Source organism: Mycobacterium sp. shizuoka-1, from assembly GCF_002723835.1.
In the GTDB taxonomy this organism is placed as follows: domain Bacteria; phylum Actinomycetota; class Actinomycetes; order Mycobacteriales; family Mycobacteriaceae; genus Mycobacterium.
In genome coordinates, this window is the sequence record NZ_BEWG01000076.1 from 1 (window position 1) to 21949 (window position 21949).

At 66.3% G+C, this 21949-nt stretch carries 18 protein-coding genes and 1 pseudogene; 16 read left to right on the top strand and 3 right to left on the bottom strand.

Annotated features, from left to right (window positions below):
• Positions 1 to 84: 84 nt before the first annotated feature.
• The 8 genes and pseudogenes from MSZK_RS20925 to MSZK_RS20960 all read left to right on the top strand — a co-directional run.
• Positions 85 to 606: pseudogene (locus MSZK_RS20925) on the top strand (DUF4344 domain-containing metallopeptidase); the annotation flags it as partial.
• A gap of 9 nt (positions 607 to 615) precedes the next feature.
• A complete protein-coding gene (locus MSZK_RS20930) occupies positions 616 to 1434 on the top strand; it encodes an SDR family oxidoreductase (RefSeq protein WP_099250529.1) in 819 nt (272 codons plus the stop codon).
• Positions 1435 to 1554: 120 nt separating this feature from the next.
• On the top strand, positions 1555 to 2541 hold the full coding sequence (locus MSZK_RS20935; protein ID WP_142389972.1) for a hypothetical protein: 987 nt from the start codon (positions 1555 to 1557) through the stop codon (positions 2539 to 2541).
• 5 nt (positions 2542 to 2546) lie between these two features.
• The gene (locus MSZK_RS20940; RefSeq protein ID WP_233211430.1) at positions 2547 to 3626 is read left to right on the top strand and encodes a glycosyltransferase family 4 protein; all 1080 of its coding nucleotides are present in this window, start codon (positions 2547 to 2549) and stop codon (positions 3624 to 3626) included.
• Positions 3619 to 4293, top strand: a complete 675-nt coding sequence (locus MSZK_RS20945; RefSeq protein WP_099250532.1) for a glycosyltransferase family A protein — start codon at positions 3619 to 3621, stop codon at positions 4291 to 4293. Before MSZK_RS20940 ends, MSZK_RS20945 begins: the two co-directional genes overlap by 8 nt.
• A complete protein-coding gene (locus tag MSZK_RS20950; RefSeq protein WP_099250533.1) occupies positions 4293 to 5963 on the top strand; it encodes an ABC transporter ATP-binding protein in 1671 nt (556 codons plus the stop codon). Before MSZK_RS20945 ends, MSZK_RS20950 begins: the two co-directional genes overlap by 1 nt.
• A complete protein-coding gene (locus MSZK_RS20955; RefSeq protein ID WP_158230611.1) occupies positions 5960 to 7102 on the top strand; it encodes a nucleotidyltransferase family protein in 1143 nt (380 codons plus the stop codon). The genes MSZK_RS20950 and MSZK_RS20955 overlap by 4 nt, the downstream gene beginning before the upstream one ends.
• A 93-nt stretch (positions 7103 to 7195) precedes the next feature.
• Entirely contained in the window at positions 7196 to 8296 is a 1101-nt protein-coding gene (locus MSZK_RS20960; protein WP_099250535.1) for a ferritin-like domain-containing protein, read from the top strand.
• 13 nt (positions 8297 to 8309) lie between these two features.
• Here the strand turns inward: MSZK_RS20960 and MSZK_RS20965 are convergent, their stop codons facing one another.
• Complete coding sequence (locus MSZK_RS20965) at positions 8310 to 9134, bottom strand: family 16 glycosylhydrolase (protein ID WP_233211437.1); 825 nt, start codon at positions 9132 to 9134, stop codon at positions 8310 to 8312.
• 452 nt (positions 9135 to 9586) lie between these two features.
• Here MSZK_RS20965 and MSZK_RS20970 point away from each other — a divergent pair, with 452 nt between their 5' ends.
• From MSZK_RS20970 to MSZK_RS20995, 6 genes are all read left to right on the top strand, one after another.
• Positions 9587 to 11056 carry a hypothetical protein gene (locus MSZK_RS20970; protein WP_142389973.1) on the top strand — a complete coding sequence of 490 codons (1470 nt, stop codon included), beginning with the start codon at positions 9587 to 9589 and terminating at the stop codon, positions 11054 to 11056.
• Between the two features lie 322 nt (positions 11057 to 11378).
• Positions 11379 to 12974: an ABC transporter substrate-binding protein gene (locus MSZK_RS20975; RefSeq protein WP_233211431.1), complete on the top strand. Its 1596-nt coding sequence runs from the start codon at positions 11379 to 11381 to the stop codon at positions 12972 to 12974.
• Positions 12974 to 13957: an ABC transporter permease gene (locus tag MSZK_RS20980; protein ID WP_099250539.1), complete on the top strand. Its 984-nt coding sequence runs from the start codon at positions 12974 to 12976 to the stop codon at positions 13955 to 13957. The genes MSZK_RS20975 and MSZK_RS20980 overlap by 1 nt, the downstream gene beginning before the upstream one ends.
• The gene (locus tag MSZK_RS20985) at positions 13957 to 14919 is read left to right on the top strand and encodes an ABC transporter permease (protein WP_099250540.1); all 963 of its coding nucleotides are present in this window, start codon (positions 13957 to 13959) and stop codon (positions 14917 to 14919) included. Before MSZK_RS20980 ends, MSZK_RS20985 begins: the two co-directional genes overlap by 1 nt.
• Positions 14916 to 15908 (top strand): ABC transporter ATP-binding protein, encoded by a 993-nt coding sequence (locus MSZK_RS20990; RefSeq protein WP_099250541.1) that lies wholly within the window; start codon positions 14916 to 14918, stop codon positions 15906 to 15908. Before MSZK_RS20985 ends, MSZK_RS20990 begins: the two co-directional genes overlap by 4 nt.
• Positions 15905 to 16888, top strand: coding sequence for an ABC transporter ATP-binding protein (locus MSZK_RS20995; protein ID WP_099250542.1), 984 nt, complete (start codon positions 15905 to 15907; stop codon positions 16886 to 16888). Before MSZK_RS20990 ends, MSZK_RS20995 begins: the two co-directional genes overlap by 4 nt.
• 12 nt (positions 16889 to 16900) lie before the next feature.
• Here the strand turns inward: MSZK_RS20995 and MSZK_RS21000 are convergent, their stop codons facing one another.
• Complete coding sequence (locus tag MSZK_RS21000; RefSeq protein ID WP_142389974.1) at positions 16901 to 17149, bottom strand: hypothetical protein; 249 nt, start codon at positions 17147 to 17149, stop codon at positions 16901 to 16903.
• A 166-nt stretch (positions 17150 to 17315) separates the two neighbouring features.
• On the opposite strand from MSZK_RS21000, the gene MSZK_RS21005 reads away from it, so the two are divergent.
• Positions 17316 to 17570, top strand: coding sequence for a hypothetical protein (locus tag MSZK_RS21005; protein WP_099250544.1), 255 nt, complete (start codon positions 17316 to 17318; stop codon positions 17568 to 17570).
• A gap of 2 nt (positions 17571 to 17572) precedes the next feature.
• Entirely contained in the window at positions 17573 to 19309 is a 1737-nt protein-coding gene (poxB, locus tag MSZK_RS21010; protein ID WP_099250545.1) for a ubiquinone-dependent pyruvate dehydrogenase, read from the top strand.
• On the opposite strand, the gene adhE is transcribed toward poxB, so the two are convergent.
• A complete protein-coding gene (adhE, locus tag MSZK_RS21015; RefSeq protein ID WP_099250546.1) occupies positions 19310 to 21904 on the bottom strand; it encodes a bifunctional acetaldehyde-CoA/alcohol dehydrogenase in 2595 nt (864 codons plus the stop codon). It abuts the gene before it with no gap.
• Positions 21905 to 21949: the final 45 nt, after the last annotated feature.

Consider the following 21949-nt stretch of genomic DNA (forward strand, 5'->3'; position numbering starts at 1 on the left):
ATCACCACCGACCCCACACCGGCATCGGCGGAATGACACCAATCGAGCGCCTACGCGTTCACAACCTACCCGTGAAGAACACCTAGCGAGAACACCATCACCATCTGCTATGAAGACGCCGATCTGGGACAGAAGATCTTCACCAAGGCCGGCGACGCCGACCCCGACGCGTCGGCCATCGGTTCGGAGGACGCGACGTTCTATCACGAGGCCGGACACATGGCGATCAGCCTGTACAACCTGCCGATCACCGGGAAAGAAGAAGACGCCGCCGATCAGCTGGCTGCCTACATCCTGCTGACGCCTGGCGACGACGGCAAGGCCGATCCAGAATCGATGGCAGCGGTGAAGAACTTCGCGCGGGCGTTCCAGGCATCGGCCTCGGCGCGCACCGAGCTGGAGTCGGAGGATATGGCCGATGTGCACTCCCTGGATCAACAGCGCGTCTACAACCTGCAGTGCTGGATCTACGGCTCCGATCCCGAGGCCAACGCCGACATCGTGACCAAGGACGGTCTCCCCGAGGACCGAGCCGAAGAGTGCCCAGACGAGTGGAAGCAGTTGGAGAACGCCTGGTCGACGCTGCTCGACGAACACTGGAAATAGGGAGAGACCATGGGCCGTCGCCGCGCGATCCTCGTCGGCGTCGAGGGCGGGATCGGCCACGCGATCGCGCACGCGCTCGCCGCTGACGGCTGCGACCTCGGCCTCACCTGGTTCCGCGACGAGCTCGAAGCCACCCGCACCGCAACCGAACTGAAGTCGATCGACTCCTCCGCCGTCCTGGCCCGGCTCGACCTCGGTGCACCGGAGGCGGCGGCCGAGGTCATCGCCGACCTGACCCGACGGCTCGGCGGTCTCGACGTCTTGGTGTGCAGCGCCGGCTACAACGAGCGCCCACAACCCGGTGCGGAGTTCGCGTCGTTGCGCCGCGTGGTCGAGATCAATCTGATCGGAATGTCGGCCGTGCTGCTGGCCGGTGCCGCCGCGTTGGCCGAGCAGGGCACCGGCGGGCGCATCGTGGTGGTGACCTCCGCTCACGAGAACATCCCGCTGCGCGATGCGCTCGGGTACACCGCGGCCAAGCACGGTCTGGGCGGTCTGACGAAGGGTCTGGCGCTCGAGCTCGCACCCCACGGCATCACGGTCAACAGCGTGGCGCCGGGCCCGATCGCCACGCGGATGACCGGTCATGAAGGTGAGGACGCGACTCTGTTGCCGCACAACGGAGTTCCGGCGGGGCGGCACGGCGCACCGGCCGAGGTCGCTGCCGTGGTCCGTTTCCTGGCCTCGGCGGAGGCGTCGTACGTCACCGGTTCGCGCTACAGCGTCGACGGCGGGATGGCCTTGATGGCGCAGCCGGCGCGACCGGTCACCGCGCCCAATCGGATCGATCGCGCGCTCCGCTCCGTCACCCGCAGCAGAAAACGGTGAACCCGGCAACGCCCAAATCCAAGATTGAGGATGCCTGATCAGCGCGAATGCTGTGTAATTGTCAATTGTGCTAATTGATCAGGTGGTGCGCCCGCGCAGGACAACAGCTCTCAGTACTCCGTGACCGCTGTCCACCCGCTGCCCCCTGCCGCCCAGGACTTCCGGGAGAGGGTGGTGGGCGATGCGCTGCGCGCGGCGGCGGCGGTCACGCCGCAGTGGCTGCGGATCGCCGGCCGCGACGTCCGCGTCGACGTCGCCGACCCCGAGGTGGGCGATGCGCTGCTGCCTGCGCTACGACATCATCTCGGTCAGCCCGGCGCGCCGATCACCGCCCGGCTCGTCGTCTGGAGCACCCCGCTCGGCCCGTTCCCTTGGGGCCCCGCGCATCTGGGCCGCGGCGGCGCCGTCGCCGGCCTGTCCCACGGCCCGGTGCGGGCCTGCGCGGCAGCCGACGAAACCAGCCTGGTCCTCTGGGACAGCGAACGGCGTCTGGCCTGCTGTTGGTTCGCCGGGATCCACGGCGTCACGCGCTGGGATCGGGCCGCACCGCTTCGGACGGCGCTGCATTTCGCGCTGACGGATCGCCGGCATCAGCTCATCCATGCGGCGGCGATCGGCTCGGCCGGGCGTGCTGCATTGCTGGCCGGACCGGGCGGTTCCGGTAAGTCGACGACGACGTTGGCCTGCCTGGAGGCCGGGCTGCAGGTGGTCGGCGACGACTATTCGGTGATCGAACTCGACAACGGCGCCGCACGGACCTGGAATCTGTACCGCTCGATCAAGGTCGGTGAGCGCGGTCCGGCGGGCCGCGACGACCGCCGGACGCTCATTGTGGGCGAGGACCTGCCGGGCGCGGTGACGGACTGTCTGGATGTGGTGGCGATCCTGCTCCCCCGCGTCGGCGACGCCGCGGATTCGACCCTGACGCCCGCCAGCCCCGCCGAAGCTCTGCGCGCGCTGGCGCCGTCGACGCTGTTGCAAGCTCCGGAGGAGGACGCACCGAGCCTTGGGCTCCTCGCCGAACTCGCACGCACCGCGCCGGCGTTTGCGCTCACGCTCGGTGCTGACCGGGGTGTCCCCACCATCGCCGATCTGGTCGCAGCATGAGCTGCGTGCTCGTCGTGGACGAGGAACCTCCGCGGGTCGGCCATGACGGCGGCGCTGCCCGGATGCTCGAACTGCTGCGGCTGCTGCGCGCCGACGGGCACCGCGTCGCCTTCGCCAGCCGACGACCGTCCGCTGCCGACCAGCCCGCACAGCTCGCCAACCTCGGCGTCGTGCCCGTGCAGCGCCACACCGCCGACTGGCTCGCTGCGCACACGCCCGACGCGGTCATCGCCAGCCGACTCCGGGTTGCGGGGGAAGTGCTCCCAGCCGTCCGAACGCACAGCCCGGCAAGTCGTTTCGTGTACGACGCCACGCACGTCGAGCATCTGGCCAAGTACCGGTTGGCCAAGCTCACCGGGAACCGGCCACTGCTCGCGGCCGCTGTCGCGGACAAGGCCGCCGAACGCGAGGTGGTGGCCGGCGCCGATGCCGTCGTGGCCGTGTCGGAGGAGGACGCCGGCGAGCTGCGCCGCCTGCACGCCGAAGCCGATGTCCACATCGTCCCCGCGGTGCACGCTCACGCGGACAGCACCGATCTGGCGGCGGGAGCTCGGAAGGGAATCGTGTTCCTGGGCTACCTGGGCATGGCGGAGAACGAGCTGGCGGTCCGCCGCCTGGTGGACCAGGTGTGGCCGCAGATCGAGACAATCGCCGGGCCCACCCCGTTGACGGTGATCGGTGCCGCACCCCCAGCGTGGCTGCTCGCCGCGGCGAACGACCGGCCCGGCCTGTCTGTCACCGGACGGCTGGCCGATGTCGACGCCGCATTACGCCAGGCGGCGGTGATGGTGGTTCCGCTCACCGGCGGTGCCGGAGTGAAAACCAAAGTGCTGCATGCCTTCGCACGATTCCTCCCGGTCGTCGCAACTGCCGACGGACTGCGCGGCGTACCGGCCGCATCCGGAATCCACGCGCTTCGGGCCGACGGCGACGCCGACCTGGCCGAGTGTGCCGCGCGGGTACTGCGGGACCCGGAGCTGGGCGCCGAGCTTGCGCGACGCGCCGCCGCCTTGTTGCGGGAACGATTCAACGACGACGTGAACCGGGCCGCCCTGTGCGCCGCGCTGAGGTGCCACCGTGTCTGACTGGTCAGCCACCGCGGTCGCCGCGGTGATTCCCGCCCGCCCGCACGAGCCCTTCCTCGGTGCGGCAATCAGATCGGCGCTGAGCCAGCCCGAGGTCGTGGAGGTTCTGGTCGCGACATGTCAATCTACCTCGCCGACAGCACAATTGGTACGCGATCACCCCGACCCTCGAGTCCGGTTGGTGCGCTCGCACGGATCGTCCGCCGGCGAGAATCTGGACGCCGCGGTCGCCGCGGTGAGCGCGCCATGGGTGGCCTTTCTCGATGCCGACGACATGTGGCCGGCCGGGCGCATCGGTACCGGATTGCGCGCCGCCGACGCGGCACCTTGCGTCCAGATCGTCGCAGGCCGCCAGCAGTTCATGGACGAAACCGGTTGCGTCCTTTCGGTAATCACCCCCGCGCCCCTACTCGGCACGGTGCTGGTGCGCCACGAGGCGATCGACCAGATCGGCCCCTTCGGGGACGGCATGGTCGCCCAGATGCGCTGGTTGTTGCGCGCGGCCGAAATCGGCATTCCCACGCTGGAGTTATCCGAGGTCACGCTCCTGCGGCGGTCCCACGCGGGTAATGTCAGCCGAGTCCACCGGGGCGATCTGCACCAGGCGTATCTGACGCTGGCTCGCCAGCGGATCACCCGACAGCGGACATCACGAGGAGGGGCGTGATGGGCAGGACCGAACTTCGCGCACTGTGGCTGCTGCTGCGCGGCCACCGGGCCCGCTTCGCCGCCGGTATCGCATTGCTGGGGCTGCAGTCGGCGGCGCTGCTGCCGATCACGCTGTTGGTGCACAACATCTTCGCGGTCGCGATCCCTGCCTCGAACAGCCGGGCGGTGCTGGTGTCCGGTGTGGGAGTTCTGGCGCTGTTCATTCTCTCCGCGGCGCTGTCGCTGTTCGCCCGGCGGATGATCCTGATCGGGCTCTTCCAGAGTGTCGCCGCGCTGCGCCGTCAGGTCCTGGCCCGCATCCACGACCTGCCGTTGGCCTGGCACGAGCGACAGGACATCGGACGACTGCACGCCGCATTGGTGCTTGACGGTGAACGCCTGGAAAGCTCGCTGCCCGCCGTCGTGGTGGTGGCGCAGGCGATTGTGGTCGGGATCCCGCTGACGGTGGTCGCGATCGTCCTCAGTCCGCTGCTCGCCGCGGTGGTGGCGGTGATCGCCCCGCTGTTGTTGTTGCTCAACGCCAGATTGAAACGACGCACCGAATGGGCGATCCAGCGCTGGATGCTGACCCATCGCGCCTACGCCGCCCACGTTCTGGGCACCCTGCGAACGATGCGCCTGATCCGCACCCGCGGCGTCGACGAGGCGGAACTCGCCGTCGCCGAAGAACGGATCAACGCACTGGATACCGACAGCTTCGGCAAGGCCTGGGCGTCGAGTATCGCGACGATCGTCAACGGCGCGATCGCCGGAATCGCAGGCAGCACAATCCTCGTCGTCGGGGGTGTGATGGTTTCCAACGGCGCGTTGTCGATCGGCTCGCTGATGGCGTTCTATGCGGTACTGGCGCTGTTGCTGCGCAGTGTGACCGGAGCAGCCGGCGCCGGCGCGAGCCTGATGGTCGCCGCCGCGGCGCTGCTGCCCCTGCAGGCGATCATCGCCGACCCGCAACCGCCGGTCTACAGCGGCACGCGACGGGAACCCTTCGACGGTTACGTCGCGCTGCGCGGCGTCACCTTCGGCTATCGTACGCTGCCCGTGCTGCACGATGTCGACTTCGCGATCGCCCCGGGCGAGCGGGTGGCGGTGATCGGCGAGAACGGCTCGGGCAAGTCGACTCTGGTGCGGCTGATATTGGGACTCGATCGGCCGTGGAGCGGCGTGGTCGAGGTGAGCGGCCATCCGCTCGACGATCTCGAGGTGGCGGCACTGCGCAGGCAGATCGGCGTCGTCCTCCAGGAGACGATCATCCGTCCCGGCACGATCCGCCAGAACGTCGCTTTCGGACGCCCCGATCTGACCGACGCACAGGTCGACCGAGCGCTCGCGTCGGCCGGGATCACCGAGATGCTCGACCACCGGTTCCCCGACGGCGTGGACACCGATGTCGGTGACGACGGGTCGCGTCTCAGCGGTGGTCAGCGGCAGGCGATTTCCTTGGCCCGGGCCCTGCTCGGCGATCCGCGGCTGCTGATTCTCGACGAGCCGACGAACCATCTCGACACCGTGTCCATCGAGCGCCTGCAGAGCGTGGTGGACGCGATGCATCCCCCACCGGCCGTCCTGATCATCACGCACGACGCGGCGATCGCCGCCTGGGCCGACCGCGTCGTCCGAATCGAGAACGGCACGGTCAGGTCCGATCCGCTCCTGGTGGAGCGACCGTGAACGGCGTTGTCGCCCGGCTCGCCGCGCTGGACTGGCCGACCATTCCCGATGTCAACCTGCCGTTTCCGACGCCCGCGCAACTCGACCTGGCCAAGGCGGCGCTGCTGCCCGCCGATGTCGCCGCGCCCGCCTGGCAGCGGTGGAAAGGCCGCGGGCTGACGCTGGAGACGGTGGATGACGCCTCCGCGCGGCTGTTCTCCCGGCTGTGGGCCAACCGGGAATCGGCCGGGATCGACGACGAAGACCTCGCTCTGCTCAAGGGCGTCTACCGCCAGACGCTCGCGCACAACGCCGTCGCCCTCAGTGCCGGCTTGGAGTTGACGCAATCGCTTGTCGACGCGGGCATTCCGGTGGTGTTCATCAAAGGTGCGGCCATGATCGCCATGGCGGCCGGCCAGCTCGGACTGCGCCGCATCAACGACGTGGACGTCCTGATTCCCGAAGCCGACGCCGTGCGCGCGATGGCGCTGTTCCGCGCGGCCGGTTGCCAGGTCAAGTGGGAGGCCGACGAGACGTTCATCGGCACTCAGCACGCGTGTACATTCCGGGATGCGAACGAAGCCGAGATCGATGTGCACTGGTGGGCCTACAAGCTCGCCGGTGACGACCAGCCGGTGTTCGACACCGCGCAACCGGCGACGTTGCTCGGCCGCGATGTCCTCGTCCCCTCGGCAACGGAGTGCCTCATCGGCGCGGTTGCCGGTGCGTTCATCGGACCGTCGGGTTCGCCGCTGCGCTGGATCGCCGACGCGGTGTTCCTGCTCGAGAACTCGGCGATCGAGTGGGATTACCTGCTGGAGCGGGCGGGGCGACCGGGATTGACGACGGGCCTGACCGCCGGACTGACGTTCTTGGCGAGCGAGTTCGACGCGGCGGTCCCGCGCCGGGTCATCGACGAATTGCGCCGACGGCCCGTCGGCTGGCGTGAACGGGGAGCTCACTGGGCGGCGTGCGAGGGCCGCCGCCCGGGCCGCAAGCTGTTGTTCCAGCTCGAACAGCATCGCGCCCGGCGAGCACGCTATACCGCAGATGTGCCGCGCGATTTCTTGGGCCACATCGCCCAGGTCACCGGGGCCAGGACGGGACGGCGCCGCGATGTCCTGCGTCGGGTGTGGGTCAAAGCGACGGACCCCGAATAATTGACTGAGCCGTCAGGCTTGACGCCGCCGTCGCCCCGGCGCACTGTGAGGTAAGTCATATGACTCGCTCATATCGGGGAGAAAGGCGGACGCATGACCACCAAAGACAAGTACACCGAGGTGCCCGACCCATACTCGTGGGAGGTGCCCAGCGTCGGCGACGCCCGCTTCACCTGGGAGTACGACGAGGGCCGCGCCCGGTTGTTGTCGCTGTATCAAAAGGGCAAGGACAAGCAGTGGGACGCGCAGTCCCGCATCGACTGGAGCCTCGATGTCGATCCGATGAATCCGGTGGGGGTGCCCGACGAGTTCCATCCACTGTTCGGCAGCCCGGTCTGGGAGGCCGCCGACGAACGCCGCCGCGCCGAGTTCCGGCAGCACAACGCGGCCTGGAGCTTCTCGCAGTTCCTACACGGCGAGCAGGGTGCGATGGTGTGTGCGGCCAAGATCGTCGAGGTCGTGCCCGATATGGATGCGAAGTTCTACGCCGCGACGCAAACCATGGACGAAGCCCGGCACGTGGAGGCATTCTCGCGGTTCCTGCAGGAAAAGATCGGCGTGGTCTACCCGATCAATCCGCACCTGACGTCACTGCTCGACGACACCCTGCGGGATTCCCGCTGGGACATGCCCTATCTCGGCATGCAGGTCCTCATCGAGGGGCTGGCCCTGGCCGCCTTCGGGGTACAGCGCGACCTGGCGCCTGAGGGTTCACTGGCCAAGCAGTTGCTGGCCTACGTCATGCAGGACGAGGCTCGACACGTCGCCTTCGGGCGAATCTCGTTGAAGGACTACTACTCTGCGCTCACCGACGCCGAACGCGACGAGCGCGAAGAGTTCGTGGTGGCCGCCTGTTACCTGATGCGTGACCGGTTCCGCGGCGAGGAAGTCTTCGAGACGCTCGGATTGAACGTCAAGGAATGCGCCGAGTGGGTGGACCACTCGCCGTTGATGGTGCAGTTCCGATCACACCTGTTCAGCCGGATCGTGCCGATCGTCAAGGACATCGGCCTGTGGGGCGAAAAGGTGCAGAAAGCCTTCCGGGACATGGGTGTTCACGACATGGCCAACTTCGACATCGAGACGCTGATGAAAGCCGACGAGGACCAAGCCGAGCAGTTGGACAAGTCGCACGCGGAGATGGCCGCCCGGGCCGCCGAGGTCGACGAGGTGATCGCGGCCGGCGCGAGCTGAGCGGGGTCGGCTTCTACCAGACCCGCACGTAGTCGACGAGCATCTCCGCCGGATAGGTGCCCGGCCGCGGATCTCCGCCGCCCGAGCCGCTGATGGCCAGGTTCAGCACCGGGAACATCCGGTAGTCGGGGAAGTTGAACGGCCAGGCGTCGAGGGAATAGGCGGGCACGCTGAAGTACGGCTCGGCACCGTCGACATAGTCCTGCCAGAAGTACATCCCGGAGTCGTTCCATGTGACGCGCCACGTGTGCCAGTTGCCGTCCACCGCAACCGGCTGAGTCGCGAACGATGTGCCATCCAGCAGTGCGTGAACGGTTGTGCCCGAGGGCCATTCACCGTTGCCATACCACTCGATCAGGTCGACCTCGCCGCCCACCTCGGGATGGTCGTTCATCAGCCACCACGCAGGCCAGGCGCCCGCAGTCAGGCAGTTGAACTTGATCCGGGCCTCCCAGGTGGTTCCGATTCCGCCCCACCAGTTTCCGATGACCTTGCCGCTGACGTATTTGTTGTTGTCGCGCGTCGCGCGGATGACGAGATTCGACTTTCCGTCGAGGAACACGTGCTGGCGATCGTCGCGATACTGCCCCATGTTCTCGGGTCGATCCCAGAACACCGGGTTCTTGATGGTTTCGCGCCGCTGGGCCATGTGCCACTTTGCGCCATCGGGGGCCGAGCCGGCCGGACCGTCGAACTCGTCGTGGAACAGGTAGGTCGGGGCCGCGGCATTGGGCGCCGGTGCTTGCGGGCGAGCGGGCGTGGCTCCCGCCACGGGCATGGGTAGCGCAGCGGCGACTGCCCCGAACCCCGCCATGAGCATCAGGCTTCGACGATCAATATCAGGCACCGCTAAACCATAGAGCCGAAACCGCACGACCGATGTATCTGGGGCCGCTACGGCGACACCTTTGCCGTTAACCTTGCCGAAAGCCCCCGCCCGCATGCCCGCTGATCTGCATAAACACCCCCTCGCGACGCCCTCGGGCAGCCAGCAAAGAACTGTGCTGTGTCGCGGCTAAAGCGACCCGCCACGCCAGTGGACACCGCCTCGATCGCGATTCCCGCATCGACGGGCGACAACCACCGCCACCCACCCACCGCCACCCGTGCAAACACGCGGTGACCTCGGGCTGAGGCCGTCGCCGGGCTGACATCGCCGCTGCAGACAAGCAGCAGGCCACCCGGGCGTCGGCCAACGGCAAGCATCCGGAATCGCGCCATTCATCCTTTGGGGTGGTTCTGACCTGCCCGGTCGTTTACGATGCCCTTGAACTAGCGAAGGGGCAGCAAATGGGGTCGAATAAGTACGTCGGATATGTCGGCGGGGTCGCTGTTGCAGTCGGCGTAGGTGCGGCCATCGCCGCAGCAAGCCAGGGTGTGGCAAGCGCCGATACCGGCAAGTCCGGTTCGTCGAGCGCGTCCGATTCGTCGGACAAGACCGACGCCGGCCCCAAGAAGTCCGCCACCGGCACCTCCAAGCGGGCCAAGCCGGTCTCCAAGCTCAACGACAAGCCAAGCGGCGCCGCATCGTCCGACACCACTTCGGTCTCCTCGGTCCCGACGGCAACCAAGACCACCACCAGCGCCAAGGCCACCGCCGCCGAGTTCGAGGCCGCCCAGGTCCAGAAACTGCAAGGCCTGTTCACCGGGCATGCGGCGCCACGGCCGGCCGTGGCCAGCCCGTCGACGACCACTGAAGCCGCCGCAGCGACGACGACCGAAGCCACCGCAGCGGCGACCGCTGCGGCCACCGTCAATCCAGCGACGGCGTTCTGGAACCCGTTCCGGTGGATGCCGCCGGAGCCTGCACCGCAGGATATGCCCGGCCCGATCTGGACTCTCGAACAGTCCTTCATGGCGGTGTTCCCGAACTCCGTAAAGGCTGTCGCCCGTGAAGGATTCGAGTTGGGCTACCGCCTCACCCAGATGATTCCGTGGGTCAACGTCATCGTCCCGGCGACGAACATCGTCACCGATCTGCCCAACGCGCTCGCCGGCGACAAGGCAGCCGCCCAGCGCGTCATCAACAACCTGATCGTCACGATCCACCCGGTCGCAGTCCTGTACTACGGCTACAACGAGGTCGCCGACGTTCTCAACCTGGAAGCCCCGGCCCTGCAGCTGCAGACCTGGTTCATCTCCTCGCTGTGGAACCTGTTCGATCCGTTTGCGTTGCTGCACATCCGCGGCGAGGCCGGTCTGCCGTTGTCGACGACGACACCGCCGCCGGACCAGGTGACCCCTGAAACCACTGCCACGCTTGCCGCCGCAGTGACGCCGAAGGCAAGCGACGTCACCCTTCCGGACATCACCCTGCCCGAATCCTCCGACCCGTTCCGCGCCGACGACCCGAAGCCGTTCGGCATGCCCACCGCGGTGTACGAGGCCGGAAAGACTCTGGCTGCACTGTTTCCCGCAGAGTCGCAGCCGGTGGTTCGCGAGCTCTACGAGTTGAGCTGGCGGGTTTCGCAGATGGTCCCCAGCCTGGGTGCCGCGGTGCCGATCGCCGAGCTGGTGCCCGCGCTCTACCAGGCCGCTCTGGGCAACCGGGACGCTGCGCAGACCGCCATCAACGATGTGCTGCTGGCCACGACCGTGCTGTCCGTCCTGTACTACGGCTACGACGAGCTTGCCGACGTGCTGAACGTCGAAGATCAGGCCCAGGCCCTGAAGGTGGCGGTCTACGCCGCGGTCTGGGACGAGGTCGACCCCGACGGTCGTCTGCACGTGCCCGGTCATTCGGGTCTGAAAACCGCGTGATCCCGAATGCGCTTCCGGGCGGCTCCGCAAATCAATAGCGCTGCTTGACATCTAACAGCTAAACCCGGTCTTCACGCAGTGTCGTGCTGACCGGTCCCTGTCAGCCTCGCGACCGCACCGACCCAGCAACCGTTCGTGCGGTTGCGCCGGCGCACCGTGGCTTGAGGTCGGCATCGCTCCCGGATGCGGACTCGCCGTTCTGCCCCCAAGATCGAAGGGTTACGGCAGAGTGTCCTCACACCCTGTCCATGGCTCGTCGAATCGAGGGAACGGTATGAAGCTGCGCCATGTCCGCAATGTCGTCGCCATCGGAAGTGTCGCGATGGTAGCCACTTTCGGAGTAGCCGCATGCGGCGGCAAAGGCGGCGGCAGCAGCCAGGGTGGAGACATCAACGTCTCCATGACGTCGTTCCCCGACTACATCGACCCACAACTGTCCTACACGCTCGAGGGGTGGGAAGTCCTGTGGAACGTCTACACCCCACTGCTGACCTACAAGCACCAAAAAGGCGAGGCCGGCACCGACATCGTCCCGGCCCTCGCCAAGGACATGCCGCAGATCTCACCGGACGGCAAGACCTACAAGCTGACGCTGCGGCCCAACATGAAGTACTCCGATGGCACGCCGATCAAAGCCTCCGACTTCACCTATGCGATCAAGCGGCTCTTCAAGGCCAACTCCGGCGGCTCGGTGTTCTATGAAGGCATCGTCGGCGCAAAGGATTTCGCCGACGGGAAGTCGGACACCATCAGCGGCATCACCACAGACGACAACACCGGTGACATCACGATCCAGCTGGAAAAGCCCAACGGCACGTTCAACGGTGTGCTGGCGCTGATGTTCGCAGCACCCGTGCCGCCCACCACGACCCTGGACAAGGACGTCACCAACAATCCACCGCCATCCAGCGGCCCGTTCGTGATCACCAAGGTCGATGCGCCCAATACCCTGACGCTGGAACGCAATCCGCAGTTCAAGACGGTCAAGGACGCCGGCGCCGGCGAGGTCGCCGATGCCCAGGTCGACAAGATCACCGTCACCCAGAACAAGAACAACTCCTCCCAGGTCACCGGCGTCGAGCAGAACCAGATCGATTTCATGACCGATCCGCCGGACGCCGACCGTCTCCCCGAGGTAAAAGCCAAGTACGGCAACCGCTTCCGACTCGAGGAGTCGATCAACACCTACTACTTCTGGATGAACACCCAGAAGGCGCCGTTCAACGACATCAGGGTTCGCCAGGCCATCAACTACGCCATCGACCCGGAGGCTCTCAACCGGGTGTTCGGCGGCCGGCTGCATCCGACCCAACAGATCCTCCCGCCGGGAATGCCCGGCTACGAGGAGTACAAGCTGTACCAGGGACCCGATCTCGGCAAAGCCAAACAGTTGATCGCCGAAGCGAATCCGGCCGACAAGGACATCACGGTCTGGACCGATGACGAGCCGGACCGTAAGCGGATCGGTGAGTACTATCACGATCTGCTCACCCAGTTGGGCTTCAACGCCCAGCTCAAGGTGATCGCCGGCGACGTCTACTTCACCACGATCGGCAACACCTCGACACCGGATCTGGATACCGGCTTCGCCGACTGGTTCCAGGACTTCCCGCACCCCGACGATTTCTTCCGTCCACTGCTCAACGGCGCGAGCATCCTGCCCACCAACAGCAATAACTTCTCGCAGGTCAACCTTCCCGAACTCGATGCAAAGCAAGATGAACTGCTCACCCAACAGCTGACCGACGACGTCAAGAAGCAGTACGCCGCTCTGGACAAGGCCTACATGGAACAGGCGGTGTGGGCTCCGTACGGCAACGAGGAATACACGACGTTCGTCTCCGAACGGATGGACTTCGACAAGTCCTACCATCACCTGCTGTTCAACCAGGACTACACCTCGTTCGCGCTCAAGTAATGGCGACTCCCGCCGCTGTGCGTGGCCGTAGCCCGTGGTACCTCGCCTGGATCCGGCTGCGGCGCAACAAGGTTGCTCTTGGCTTCGGTGTGCTGTTCCTGCTGATCGTGGTGTTCTGCCTGGCGGCGCCGCTGTGGGCCGACCACGTGGCCCACACCGGGCCGAACCAGAACCACATCACCGACAAGATCCTGGTCGACGGGCAGCCGACCAACATCGTCTCGACCGACGGCACACCGCTTGGGCCGGGTCTGCGCGGCCGCTACCTGCTCGGCGCCGACCAGAACGGTCGCGACGTGATGGTGCGTCTGATGTACGGCGGCCGCACCTCGATCTACGTAGGTGTGGTGGCCGCGATCATCACCACCATCCTCGCCGTGATCGTCGGCATGCTGGCCGGCTACTACCGTGGCTGGATCGACTCGACGCTGTCGCGCATCCTCGATGTGGTGTGGGCCTTCCCGGTGCTGCTGCTCGGTATCGCGCTGGGCACCACGCTGGCCCTCGGCGGCCTGAGCATCGGCGGTCTGCAGATCGCCGGGGACTCGCTGTGGATACCCATCCTCATCATCGGCTGCGTCTACGTGCCGTACATGGCCAGACCGATCCGCGGCGAGATCCTCGCGCTCCGTGAGAAGGAGTTCGTGGAAGCCGCTGTCGCCCAGGGCAAAGGCCCGGTGCGGATCATGATCTCCGAACTCCTGCCGAACATCGTGTCGACCATCATCGTGTTCTTCACCCTCAACATCGCCAACAACATGCTGCTGGAGTCGGCGTTGTCGTTCCTCGGCGCCGGGGTGCGCCCACCGAACGCGTCGTGGGGCACGATGATCGCCGACGGCTACCAGACCATCTACACCGCGCCGCATCTGACGATCGTGCCGGGCCTGATGATCGTGCTGACGGTGTTGTCACTCAACGTCTTCGGCGACGGGCTGCGCGACGCGCTGGATCCGCGAGCCAAGATCCGGTTGGAGCACTGATGCTGCGGTTCGTCGCGCGCCGACTGATCGGCATGATCGCCGTACTCTTCGCGATCTCGGTGATCGTGTTCCTGATCTTCAACGTGATCCCCAACTCCGACCCTGCCGCGCGCATCGCCGGCAAGAACGCCAACCCGGCACTGATCGCCAGGGTCAGCGCGGACCTCGGCCTCGACCAGCCGCTGCCCGTCCAGTACCTGACGATGATGAAACAGATCTTCACCGGCGAGCTCACCTCGTATGCGAGCGATCAGAATGTGGCACAGCAGATCTGGAACGGGCTGCCGGCAACGCTGTCGCTGACGATCGGCGCGGCAGTGCTGTGGATGGCTCTGTCGGTGTGGTTCGGCTATCTCAGCGCGGTGCACGCGGGCAAGTTCACCGACCGCGCCCTGACGATCCTGGCGCTGGTCGGTATCTCCATGCCGGTGTTCTGGCTGGCCGCGATCCTGTTGTACTACCTCAGTTTCAAGGCACAGCTGTTCCCCACCGGAAGCTATGTACCGCTGACCGAGGACCCGCTGAACTGGCTGTATCACCTGATCCTGCCGTGGATCACCCTCGCAGTGCTCTACGTAGGGTTCTACAGCCGGGTGCTGCGCTCGAACATGCTCGACGTGATGAACGAGGATTACGTGCGTACCGCGCGAGCCAAGGGAATCAGCGAGCGACAGGTCCGCATCCGCCACGTGCTGCGCAATTCGATGATCCCGATTGTCACGCTGTTCGGCCTCGACTTCGGTGCCGTCGTCGGCGGCGGCGCGATCCTCACCGAAACGGCCTTCAACCTCAACGGTGTAGGTCTCTACGCCGGCCAGGCGATCGGGAAGCTGGACTTGCCACCGCTGATGGCGGTGACGATGTTCGGCGCGTTCTTCATCGTGCTGTTCAACACGATCGTCGACATCCTCTACGCCCTGCTGGATCCACGGATCCGCCTCGGAGAGGCGGCCCCCACATGAGCGAACCGATTCTGACCGTCGCCGACCTGCGGGTCAGCTTCGCCACCGAAGACGGGGTGGTGCAGGCAGTCGACGGAGTCTCCTTCGACGTCGGTCCCGGTGAGGTCGTGGCGATTGTCGGCGAGTCCGGCAGCGGGAAAAGCGTGACGGCCCAGACCCTGATCGGGCTCACCCGAGCGCCCAACACCAAGATCAGCGGCTCGGTGAACTTCGACGGTCGCGAGCTCGTCGGGTCGTCCGACGAGCAGTTACGCAGCGTGCGCGGCGAACACATCGCGATGGTCTTTCAGGACCCGATGACCTCGCTGAATCCCGTCTATCGTGTCGGCGACCAGATCGCCGAGATGATCCGCGCGCACCGCCCGGTGTCCAAGTCCGAAGCACTCGGTAGGGCAGTCGAATTGCTGCGTTCGGTAGGAATCCCGAATCCGGAGCGCCGAGTGCGTGATTACCCGCACGAGTTCTCCGGCGGCATGCGCCAGCGGGTGATGATCGCGATGGCGCTGGCGCTGGAGCCCGAGGTCCTGATCGCCGACGAGCCCACCACCGCACTGGATGTCACGATCCAGGCGCAGATCCTGCGACTGCTGGACACGTTGAACCGCGAGCGCAATCTGTCGGTGGTGTTGATCACCCACGACCTGGGTGTCGTTGCCGAGCTGGCTGATCGGGTGATGGTCATGTATGCCGGGCAGATCGTGGAGGACGCATCGCTGGACGAGCTCTTCTACAACCCCCAGCATCCCTACACCTGGGGCCTGCTGGGTTCGATCGCCCGCCTCGACGAAGACCGCCCGGAGAGGTTGACGCAGATTGTCGGCTCGCCTCCGTCGCTGCTGAACCCGCCGACCGGATGCCGATTCGCCCCACGCTGTAAGTACGCCTTCGAAACATGCACGCAGCCACCGACTCTGGAACCGCGCATGAGCGATCCGCTGCACCTCGACCGCTGCTGGCTGTCGCCACAGGAGAAGGCGGCGAACCGATGAAGGGCGATCCACTGCTCGAGGTCACCGACCTCGTCAAGCATTTTCCGATCAAGTCCGGCGTGGTCATCGACCGCGAAGTGGCCAGCGTGCGTGCCGTCGACGGCGTCAGCTTCACGTTGCACGAGGGCGAGACCTTGGGTCTGGTCGGCGAATCCGGTTGCGGGAAATCGACGCTGTGCCGGGCGATCCTGCAGCTGGTCACACCGACGTCGGGTTCTGTGCGCTTCGGCGGCCAGGAACTGGTCGGCCGGTCCCGCCGCGACCTTCGGCCGTTGCGCCGTGAGATGCAGATGGTCTTCCAGGACCCGTTCGCGTCATTGAACCCCCGCAAGCGGGTGGGTCAGATCATCGGCGATCCGCTCGAGTTGCACGGGCTGGCCAGCGGCGCGGAACTCAAGCGGCAAGTGCACGAACTGCTCGACCGGGTGGGACTGCAGGCCGAGCATGTCAACCGTTATCCGCACGAGTTCTCCGGCGGCCAACGTCAGCGCATCGGTATCGCCCGCGCTCTGGCGTTGCGGCCCAAGCTGATCATCGCCGACGAGCCGGTGTCGGCGCTCGACGTGTCGGTGCAGGCACAGATCGTCAATCTGCTCGAGGAGCTTCAGGACGAGTTCGGCTTGTCCTACCTGTTCGTCGCTCACGATCTCGGCGTCGTCCGGCACGTGTCGGACCGGGTCGCGGTGATGTACCTGGGCAAGGTCGTCGAGCACTCGCATGCCGACGGGCTCTACGGTCATCCGTTGCACCCCTACAGTCACGCGCTGCTGTCGGCAGTCCCGATACCGGACCCGCGCAGAAACCTCGCCCGGGAGCGGATCACCCTCGAAGGGGATGTGCCGAGCCCGATCGACCCGCCGCCGGCGTGCCGGTTTCACACCCGCTGTGCCTTCGCCACCGATATCTGCCGCACCGAAGAACCGCCGCTGGCCGAGCTGGAGCCAGGCCATTTCGCGGCCTGCCACCATCCGCGGTTCTAGGTACCGGACGGCTCAGTAGGCGCCGGCCGTGTAGGAGCTGGAACCGCGTCCAAACGGAACCGGGCTGTTCGAGTTGCCGACGCCGTAGGGCACCGTCGGGTCGGTGCCGTAGGGCACCTGGGGATCCGGTCCGTCTTGCAGGCATTCATAGGCGGTCGGACAGGCCGGCGAGGTGTCGGCGGCTCCGGCAAGGCCGGCTGTACCCACTCCCGAGACCGTCAGGGCGCAGGCAACGGCAGCGACAACAGCGGATGTCCTCATGATCGACCTCTTTCGTTCCGGTGACACCTACCGTTATCCGCTGCCGCTGCCCGACGTTCATCGGCGCTGGCACCCAGCCTGCTCTTCCAGCTAGCAGGTAGGGGTTTCGATCGCGCTTACGGCGGGGATATATAGCCAGCACAACTCGACGGCATTGGGGGCAACCATGAACGACGGCGACAGCGCTCGAGGCGAACTACTGCCGACAGTCGGCCTGCTCCTCATCTTCGCGTCGGTGGTGGGATTCGCCCTGTTCCTGAGTAGCGTGGGCACCAGTTCCGGGCCTTCCGGCTACGCCGCGGGAGTCACCGTCGTCGCCTTCCTGGCCAGCCTGGCGTGCTTTGCCGCGGACGGTCGCGACAGTGAGGAGCGTCTCGGTGCGCCGGCTCGCGAAGCCATGGCGACCGGCCATACGGTGTAACGGTGCCCACTGTCGCCTCGCACCTGATCGCAACCCTGAAAGCCAGCGGTGTCAACCGTGTCTACGGTTTGCCCGGCGACAGCCTAAACGGATTCACCGACGCGATCCGTCGCTCCGGGGAGATCAGCTGGGAGCACGTCCGCCACGAGGAGACTGCGGCCTTCGCCGCGACCGCGGATGCGGCACTGACCGGGCGCCTGGCGGTGTGTGCAGGCAGCTGCGGCCCGGGCAACACCCATCTGATCAACGGTCTTTACGACGCCCAGCGCACCCGCGTGCCCGTGCTGGCGATCGCCGCGCACATCCCGCTCGCCGAGGTCGGCACCGGGTATTTCCAGGAAACGCACCCGCAGGAGCTGTTCCGCGAGTGCAGCGTCTACTGCGAATTGGTCAGCACGCCCGAGATGGCCCCGCGACTGGTGGAAATCGCCATGCGGACCGCGATCGAAGAAAACGGGGTCGCGGTCTTGGTGATCCCCGGGGAGGTCTTTCTCGCCAAGCTCCCCGACCGCGCGTGGACCACCACGCCCGTGCTGCCGACCCGGTCGGTGCTGCGTCCCGACGACGAGTCGCTGCGCCGTGCGGCGGCGATGTTGAACGCGGGGTCACGGGTGACGATCCTCGGGGGCGCGGGAACGGCGGGGGCGCACACCGAGTTGATCCGGCTGGCCGAGACGCTGAATTCGCCTATCGTGCATGCGTTCCGCGGCAAGGAACACATCGAGTACGACAATCCGTTCGACGTCGGGATGACCGGACTGCTCGGCTTCGCGTCCGGCTACAAGGCGATCAAGGAAGCCGACGTGCTGCTGATGCTGGGCACCGACTTCCCGTATTCACAGTTCTATCCTGAAGACGCCCAGATCATTCAGGTCGACATCCGCGGCAGTCATCTCGGCCGGCGAACGCGACTCGACCTCGGCTTGGTCGGCTCGGTCAAGGACACCATCGACGCCCTGCTGCCGCTGTTGTCCCGCAAGGTCGACCGGACGCACCTGGACAGGTCGCTGCGCCACTATCAGCGCACGCGCACATCGCTGGACTCACTTGCCGTCAACGACCGCGACAGAACTCCCATCCGGCCGGAATATGTTGCCGGAGTGGTCAATCGGCTCGCCGACGCTGACACGGTGTTCACCTTCGACGTCGGCTCACCGACGATCTGGGCGGCGCGCTACCTGACGATGAACGGCAAGCGGCGGATCTCCGGATCCTTCACCCACGGGACCATGGCCTGCGCGCTTCCCCACGCCATCGGCGCGCAGACCGCATACCCGGGCCGGCAGGTCGTCGCCCTGGCCGGCGACGGCGGGCTGGCGATGGGCTTCGGTGAACTGCTCACCCTGGTGCAGAACAACTTGCCGGTGAAGATCATCGTGTTCAACAACTCGTCGCTGAACTTCGTCGAGTTGGAGATGAAGGCGGCCGGGGTGGTCAACTTCGGCACCGAACTGAAGAACCCGGACTTCGGCGCGGTCGCCTCGGCCATCGGTCTGTTCGGTCGTCGCGTCGAGCACCCCGCCGACCTGGAGCACGCCGTCGCCGATGCGCTGGCCCACGACGGGCCGGCGCTGATCGACGTGGTGGTGGCCCGCCAGGAACTCTCCATCCCGCCGGCGATTTCCGCCGAGCAGGCCAAGGGATTCACGGTGTACGCGATCCGCACGATCCTGGCCGGCCGCGGCGACGAGCTGATGGACCTGGTGACCACCAATGTCGCCCGGCGGATTCTCGACTAGTCAGTCCACGCCGTAGAAACCGAGCTTGAGTAGGTCGGTGATCTCACTGACCAGCGGCATGCGCGGGTTGGTGCGGTTGGACAGGTCCTCGAACGCGGTCATCGCCAACGCAGGTAGCGCGGCCAGGAATTTATCCTCGGCGACCCCGATGTCGCGCAGCGTGGGCGGCATGTCCAGCTGCTCGAGCAACTGGTCGACTCCGGTGAAGAGCCGATTGCGGCTGTCCTCGGGGGCGTGGCCGCCAAAGATCAGCGCCCCGATCTGGGCGTACTTGTCGGGCGCCACGTAGGCGGAATATCCGGGCGCCGGCATGAACTTGCTGGGCAGGCTGGTGTTGTACCGCAAGACATGTGGCAAGAAGATGCCGTTGGCTCTGCCGTGCGGGATGCCGAACGCCGCACCGGTCGCATGGGCCAGGGCATGGTTGGTCCCGACGAAGGCGTTGGAGAACGCCAACCCGGCCAGCGTGGCGGCGTTGGACATCTCCGTGCGCGCGTCGATGTCGTCGGGGTCGCGGTACGCGCGCGGCAGGGCGTCGAAAATCAGCCGGGCAGCCTGCGCGCAGAGCGCATCGGTGTACGGCGAGGCGAAGATGGAGACGGCGGCCTCCAGAGCGTGAGTCAGCGCGTCGACGCCGGTGTCCGCGGTCAGATTGGCCGGCATGGTGGAGGTCAGCAGCGGATCGACGATCGCCATTTCCGGGACCAGGCTGTAGTCGACCAGGGTCTGCTTCTTGCCGTCGACCGTCAGCACCGCGGCCGGGGATACCTCCGATCCGGTGCCGGATGTCGTTGGGATGGCGACTAGTTGGAGTGTGTGTCGGTCCGTCGGGTAGTCGGCGACCCGTTTGCGCGGGTCCAGGAACGGCATCGTCAGCTCGTCGAGGCTTTTCTCGGGATGCTCGTAGAACAGCCGCATCGCCTTGCCCGCATCAAGGACGGAGCCGCCGCCGACGGCGATCAGGACATCGGGCTGGACCCGCTGCAGCAGCGCGACGCCGCGACGGATGGTCGCCTCGTCCGGTTCGGGGCTGATCTCGGCGAACACCTGCACGTGACGGGATCCGAGCTTGCTGCGCAGCAGGTCGGTGACGCCGCGTTCGTCGGACAGCGCGTCGGTCACCACAACCACTGTCTCGCAATCGAGTTCACGCAGGTTGTCCAGCGCTCCCGCATTGAAGTAGGTATTGGACGGCACCCGGAACCACTGCGGCGGGGTACGCCGATGCGCCACCGTCTTGATGTTGAGCAACTGCCGGTAGTTCACATTCTCGGTGGTGCTCGAACCGCCCCAGGTGCCGCATCCCAGCGAGAAGGTCGGAGTGAGGTTGTTGTACACCCCGCCCAGCGCCCCGACCGCGGTGGGCGCGTTGACCAGGATGCGCCCGGTGCGCACGGCGAGGCTGTAGGCGTCGATGACCGCTTGGTCCTCGGCGTAGATCGCCGAGGTGTGGCCCAGGCCGCCGTGTTCGGTGACCAGCACCGCAGCGTCGATGGCGTGGCGTTCGTTGCGGGCCCGGACCAAGCCAAGTACCGGCATCAACTTCTCGGCGACCAGTGGATGCGCGGCCAGTTGGTCGAGGTCGGCCGGAAGGGGCGCCAACAGCACCTTGACCGTCGGTGCAACGCTGAATCCCGCGCGAGCGGCCAGTTCCGGGGCCTTCTGCCCGACGGCGTCCATGCTGACCTTGTCCCCGCAGCCGAAGGCGAATTCGGTGATCTTGGCCGCCTGAGCCGGCGTCAGCAGGTGCGCGCCCATCTTCTCGAACTCGGTGATCATCGCGTCGTAGATCTCGTCGTCGATGATGCAGGTCTGCTCGGCGGGGCAAATCACCGAGGAGTCAAAGGTTTTCGAGATCAGGATGTCGACGACCGCGCCGCGCACGTCGGCTGTCTTGTGGATGTAGATCGGGGCGTTGCCGGGGCCGACGCTCAGCGCGGGTTTCCCGGCCTGGTTGGCCAGTGCGACGATCCGCGGGCCGCCGGTCACCCAGATGAAGTCGACCTGGGGATGTTTGAACAGATAGTGCGTCACCTCGTGGGCGGCGTCCGGGATGACCTGTAGCGCACCCGGCGGCATGCCGGCGGCCACGGCGGCCTCGCGCAGGATCTCCACGCTGCGTTCGCAGCAGTGCACCGCGTACGGCGATGGGCGGAACAACACCGCATTGCGGGTCTTGGCGGCGACGATCGCCTTGAACAGCACGGTCGAGGTGGGGTTGGTGACGGGGGTGATCGCCAGGACTACGCCGATCGGCTCGGCAATGTAGACGATGTTGTGTTCGACGTCTTCGTCGATCACCCCGACCGATTTCTTGTCCCGCAGATGATCGTGCAGAAACTCGGTGGCCACATAGTTCTTGACGACCTTGTCCTCGAAGACGCCGAATCCGGTTTCCTCGATCGCCATCGCGGCGAGCTCCCCGGCGGCGCGCACCCCGGCGCGCACCATCGCCTCGACGATCCGGTCCACCTGCTCTTGATCGAGTTCGCGGAATTCCCTGGCGGCGCTGGCCGCGCTGTCGACGATCGCGTCGATCTCGTTTCTGCGGATGTCGTCGGTCTGAATTTGTGGTTGGTCCAGTGTTCCGGTCATGCCCACGCCTCTCCCAGATTCGGGGATCGTAAGACCGGGTTCGGC

Bases quoted from the DNA above. Each gene is read 5' to 3' on its own strand.
- MSZK_RS20930 (WP_099250529.1), top strand. From the start codon at position 616: ATGGGCCGTCGCCGCGCGATCCTCGTCGGCGTCGAGGGCGGGATCGGC.
- MSZK_RS20950 (WP_099250533.1), top strand. From the start codon at position 4,293: ATGGGCAGGACCGAACTTCGCGCACTGTGGCTGCTGCTGCGCGGCCAC.
- MSZK_RS20960 (WP_099250535.1), top strand. From the start codon at position 7,196: ATGACCACCAAAGACAAGTACACCGAGGTGCCCGACCCATACTCGTGG.
- MSZK_RS20970 (WP_142389973.1), top strand. From the start codon at position 9,587: ATGGGGTCGAATAAGTACGTCGGATATGTCGGCGGGGTCGCTGTTGCA.
- MSZK_RS20975 (WP_233211431.1), top strand. From the start codon at position 11,379: ATGGTAGCCACTTTCGGAGTAGCCGCATGCGGCGGCAAAGGCGGCGGC.
- MSZK_RS20980 (WP_099250539.1), top strand. From the start codon at position 12,974: ATGGCGACTCCCGCCGCTGTGCGTGGCCGTAGCCCGTGGTACCTCGCC.
- MSZK_RS20985 (WP_099250540.1), top strand. From the start codon at position 13,957: ATGCTGCGGTTCGTCGCGCGCCGACTGATCGGCATGATCGCCGTACTC.
- MSZK_RS20990 (WP_099250541.1), top strand. From the start codon at position 14,916: ATGAGCGAACCGATTCTGACCGTCGCCGACCTGCGGGTCAGCTTCGCC.
- MSZK_RS20995 (WP_099250542.1), top strand. From the start codon at position 15,905: ATGAAGGGCGATCCACTGCTCGAGGTCACCGACCTCGTCAAGCATTTT.
- MSZK_RS21000 (WP_142389974.1), bottom strand. From the start codon at position 17,149: ATGAGGACATCCGCTGTTGTCGCTGCCGTTGCCTGCGCCCTGACGGTC.
- MSZK_RS21005 (WP_099250544.1), top strand. From the start codon at position 17,316: ATGAACGACGGCGACAGCGCTCGAGGCGAACTACTGCCGACAGTCGGC.
- adhE (WP_099250546.1), bottom strand. From the start codon at position 21,904: ATGACCGGAACACTGGACCAACCACAAATTCAGACCGACGACATCCGC.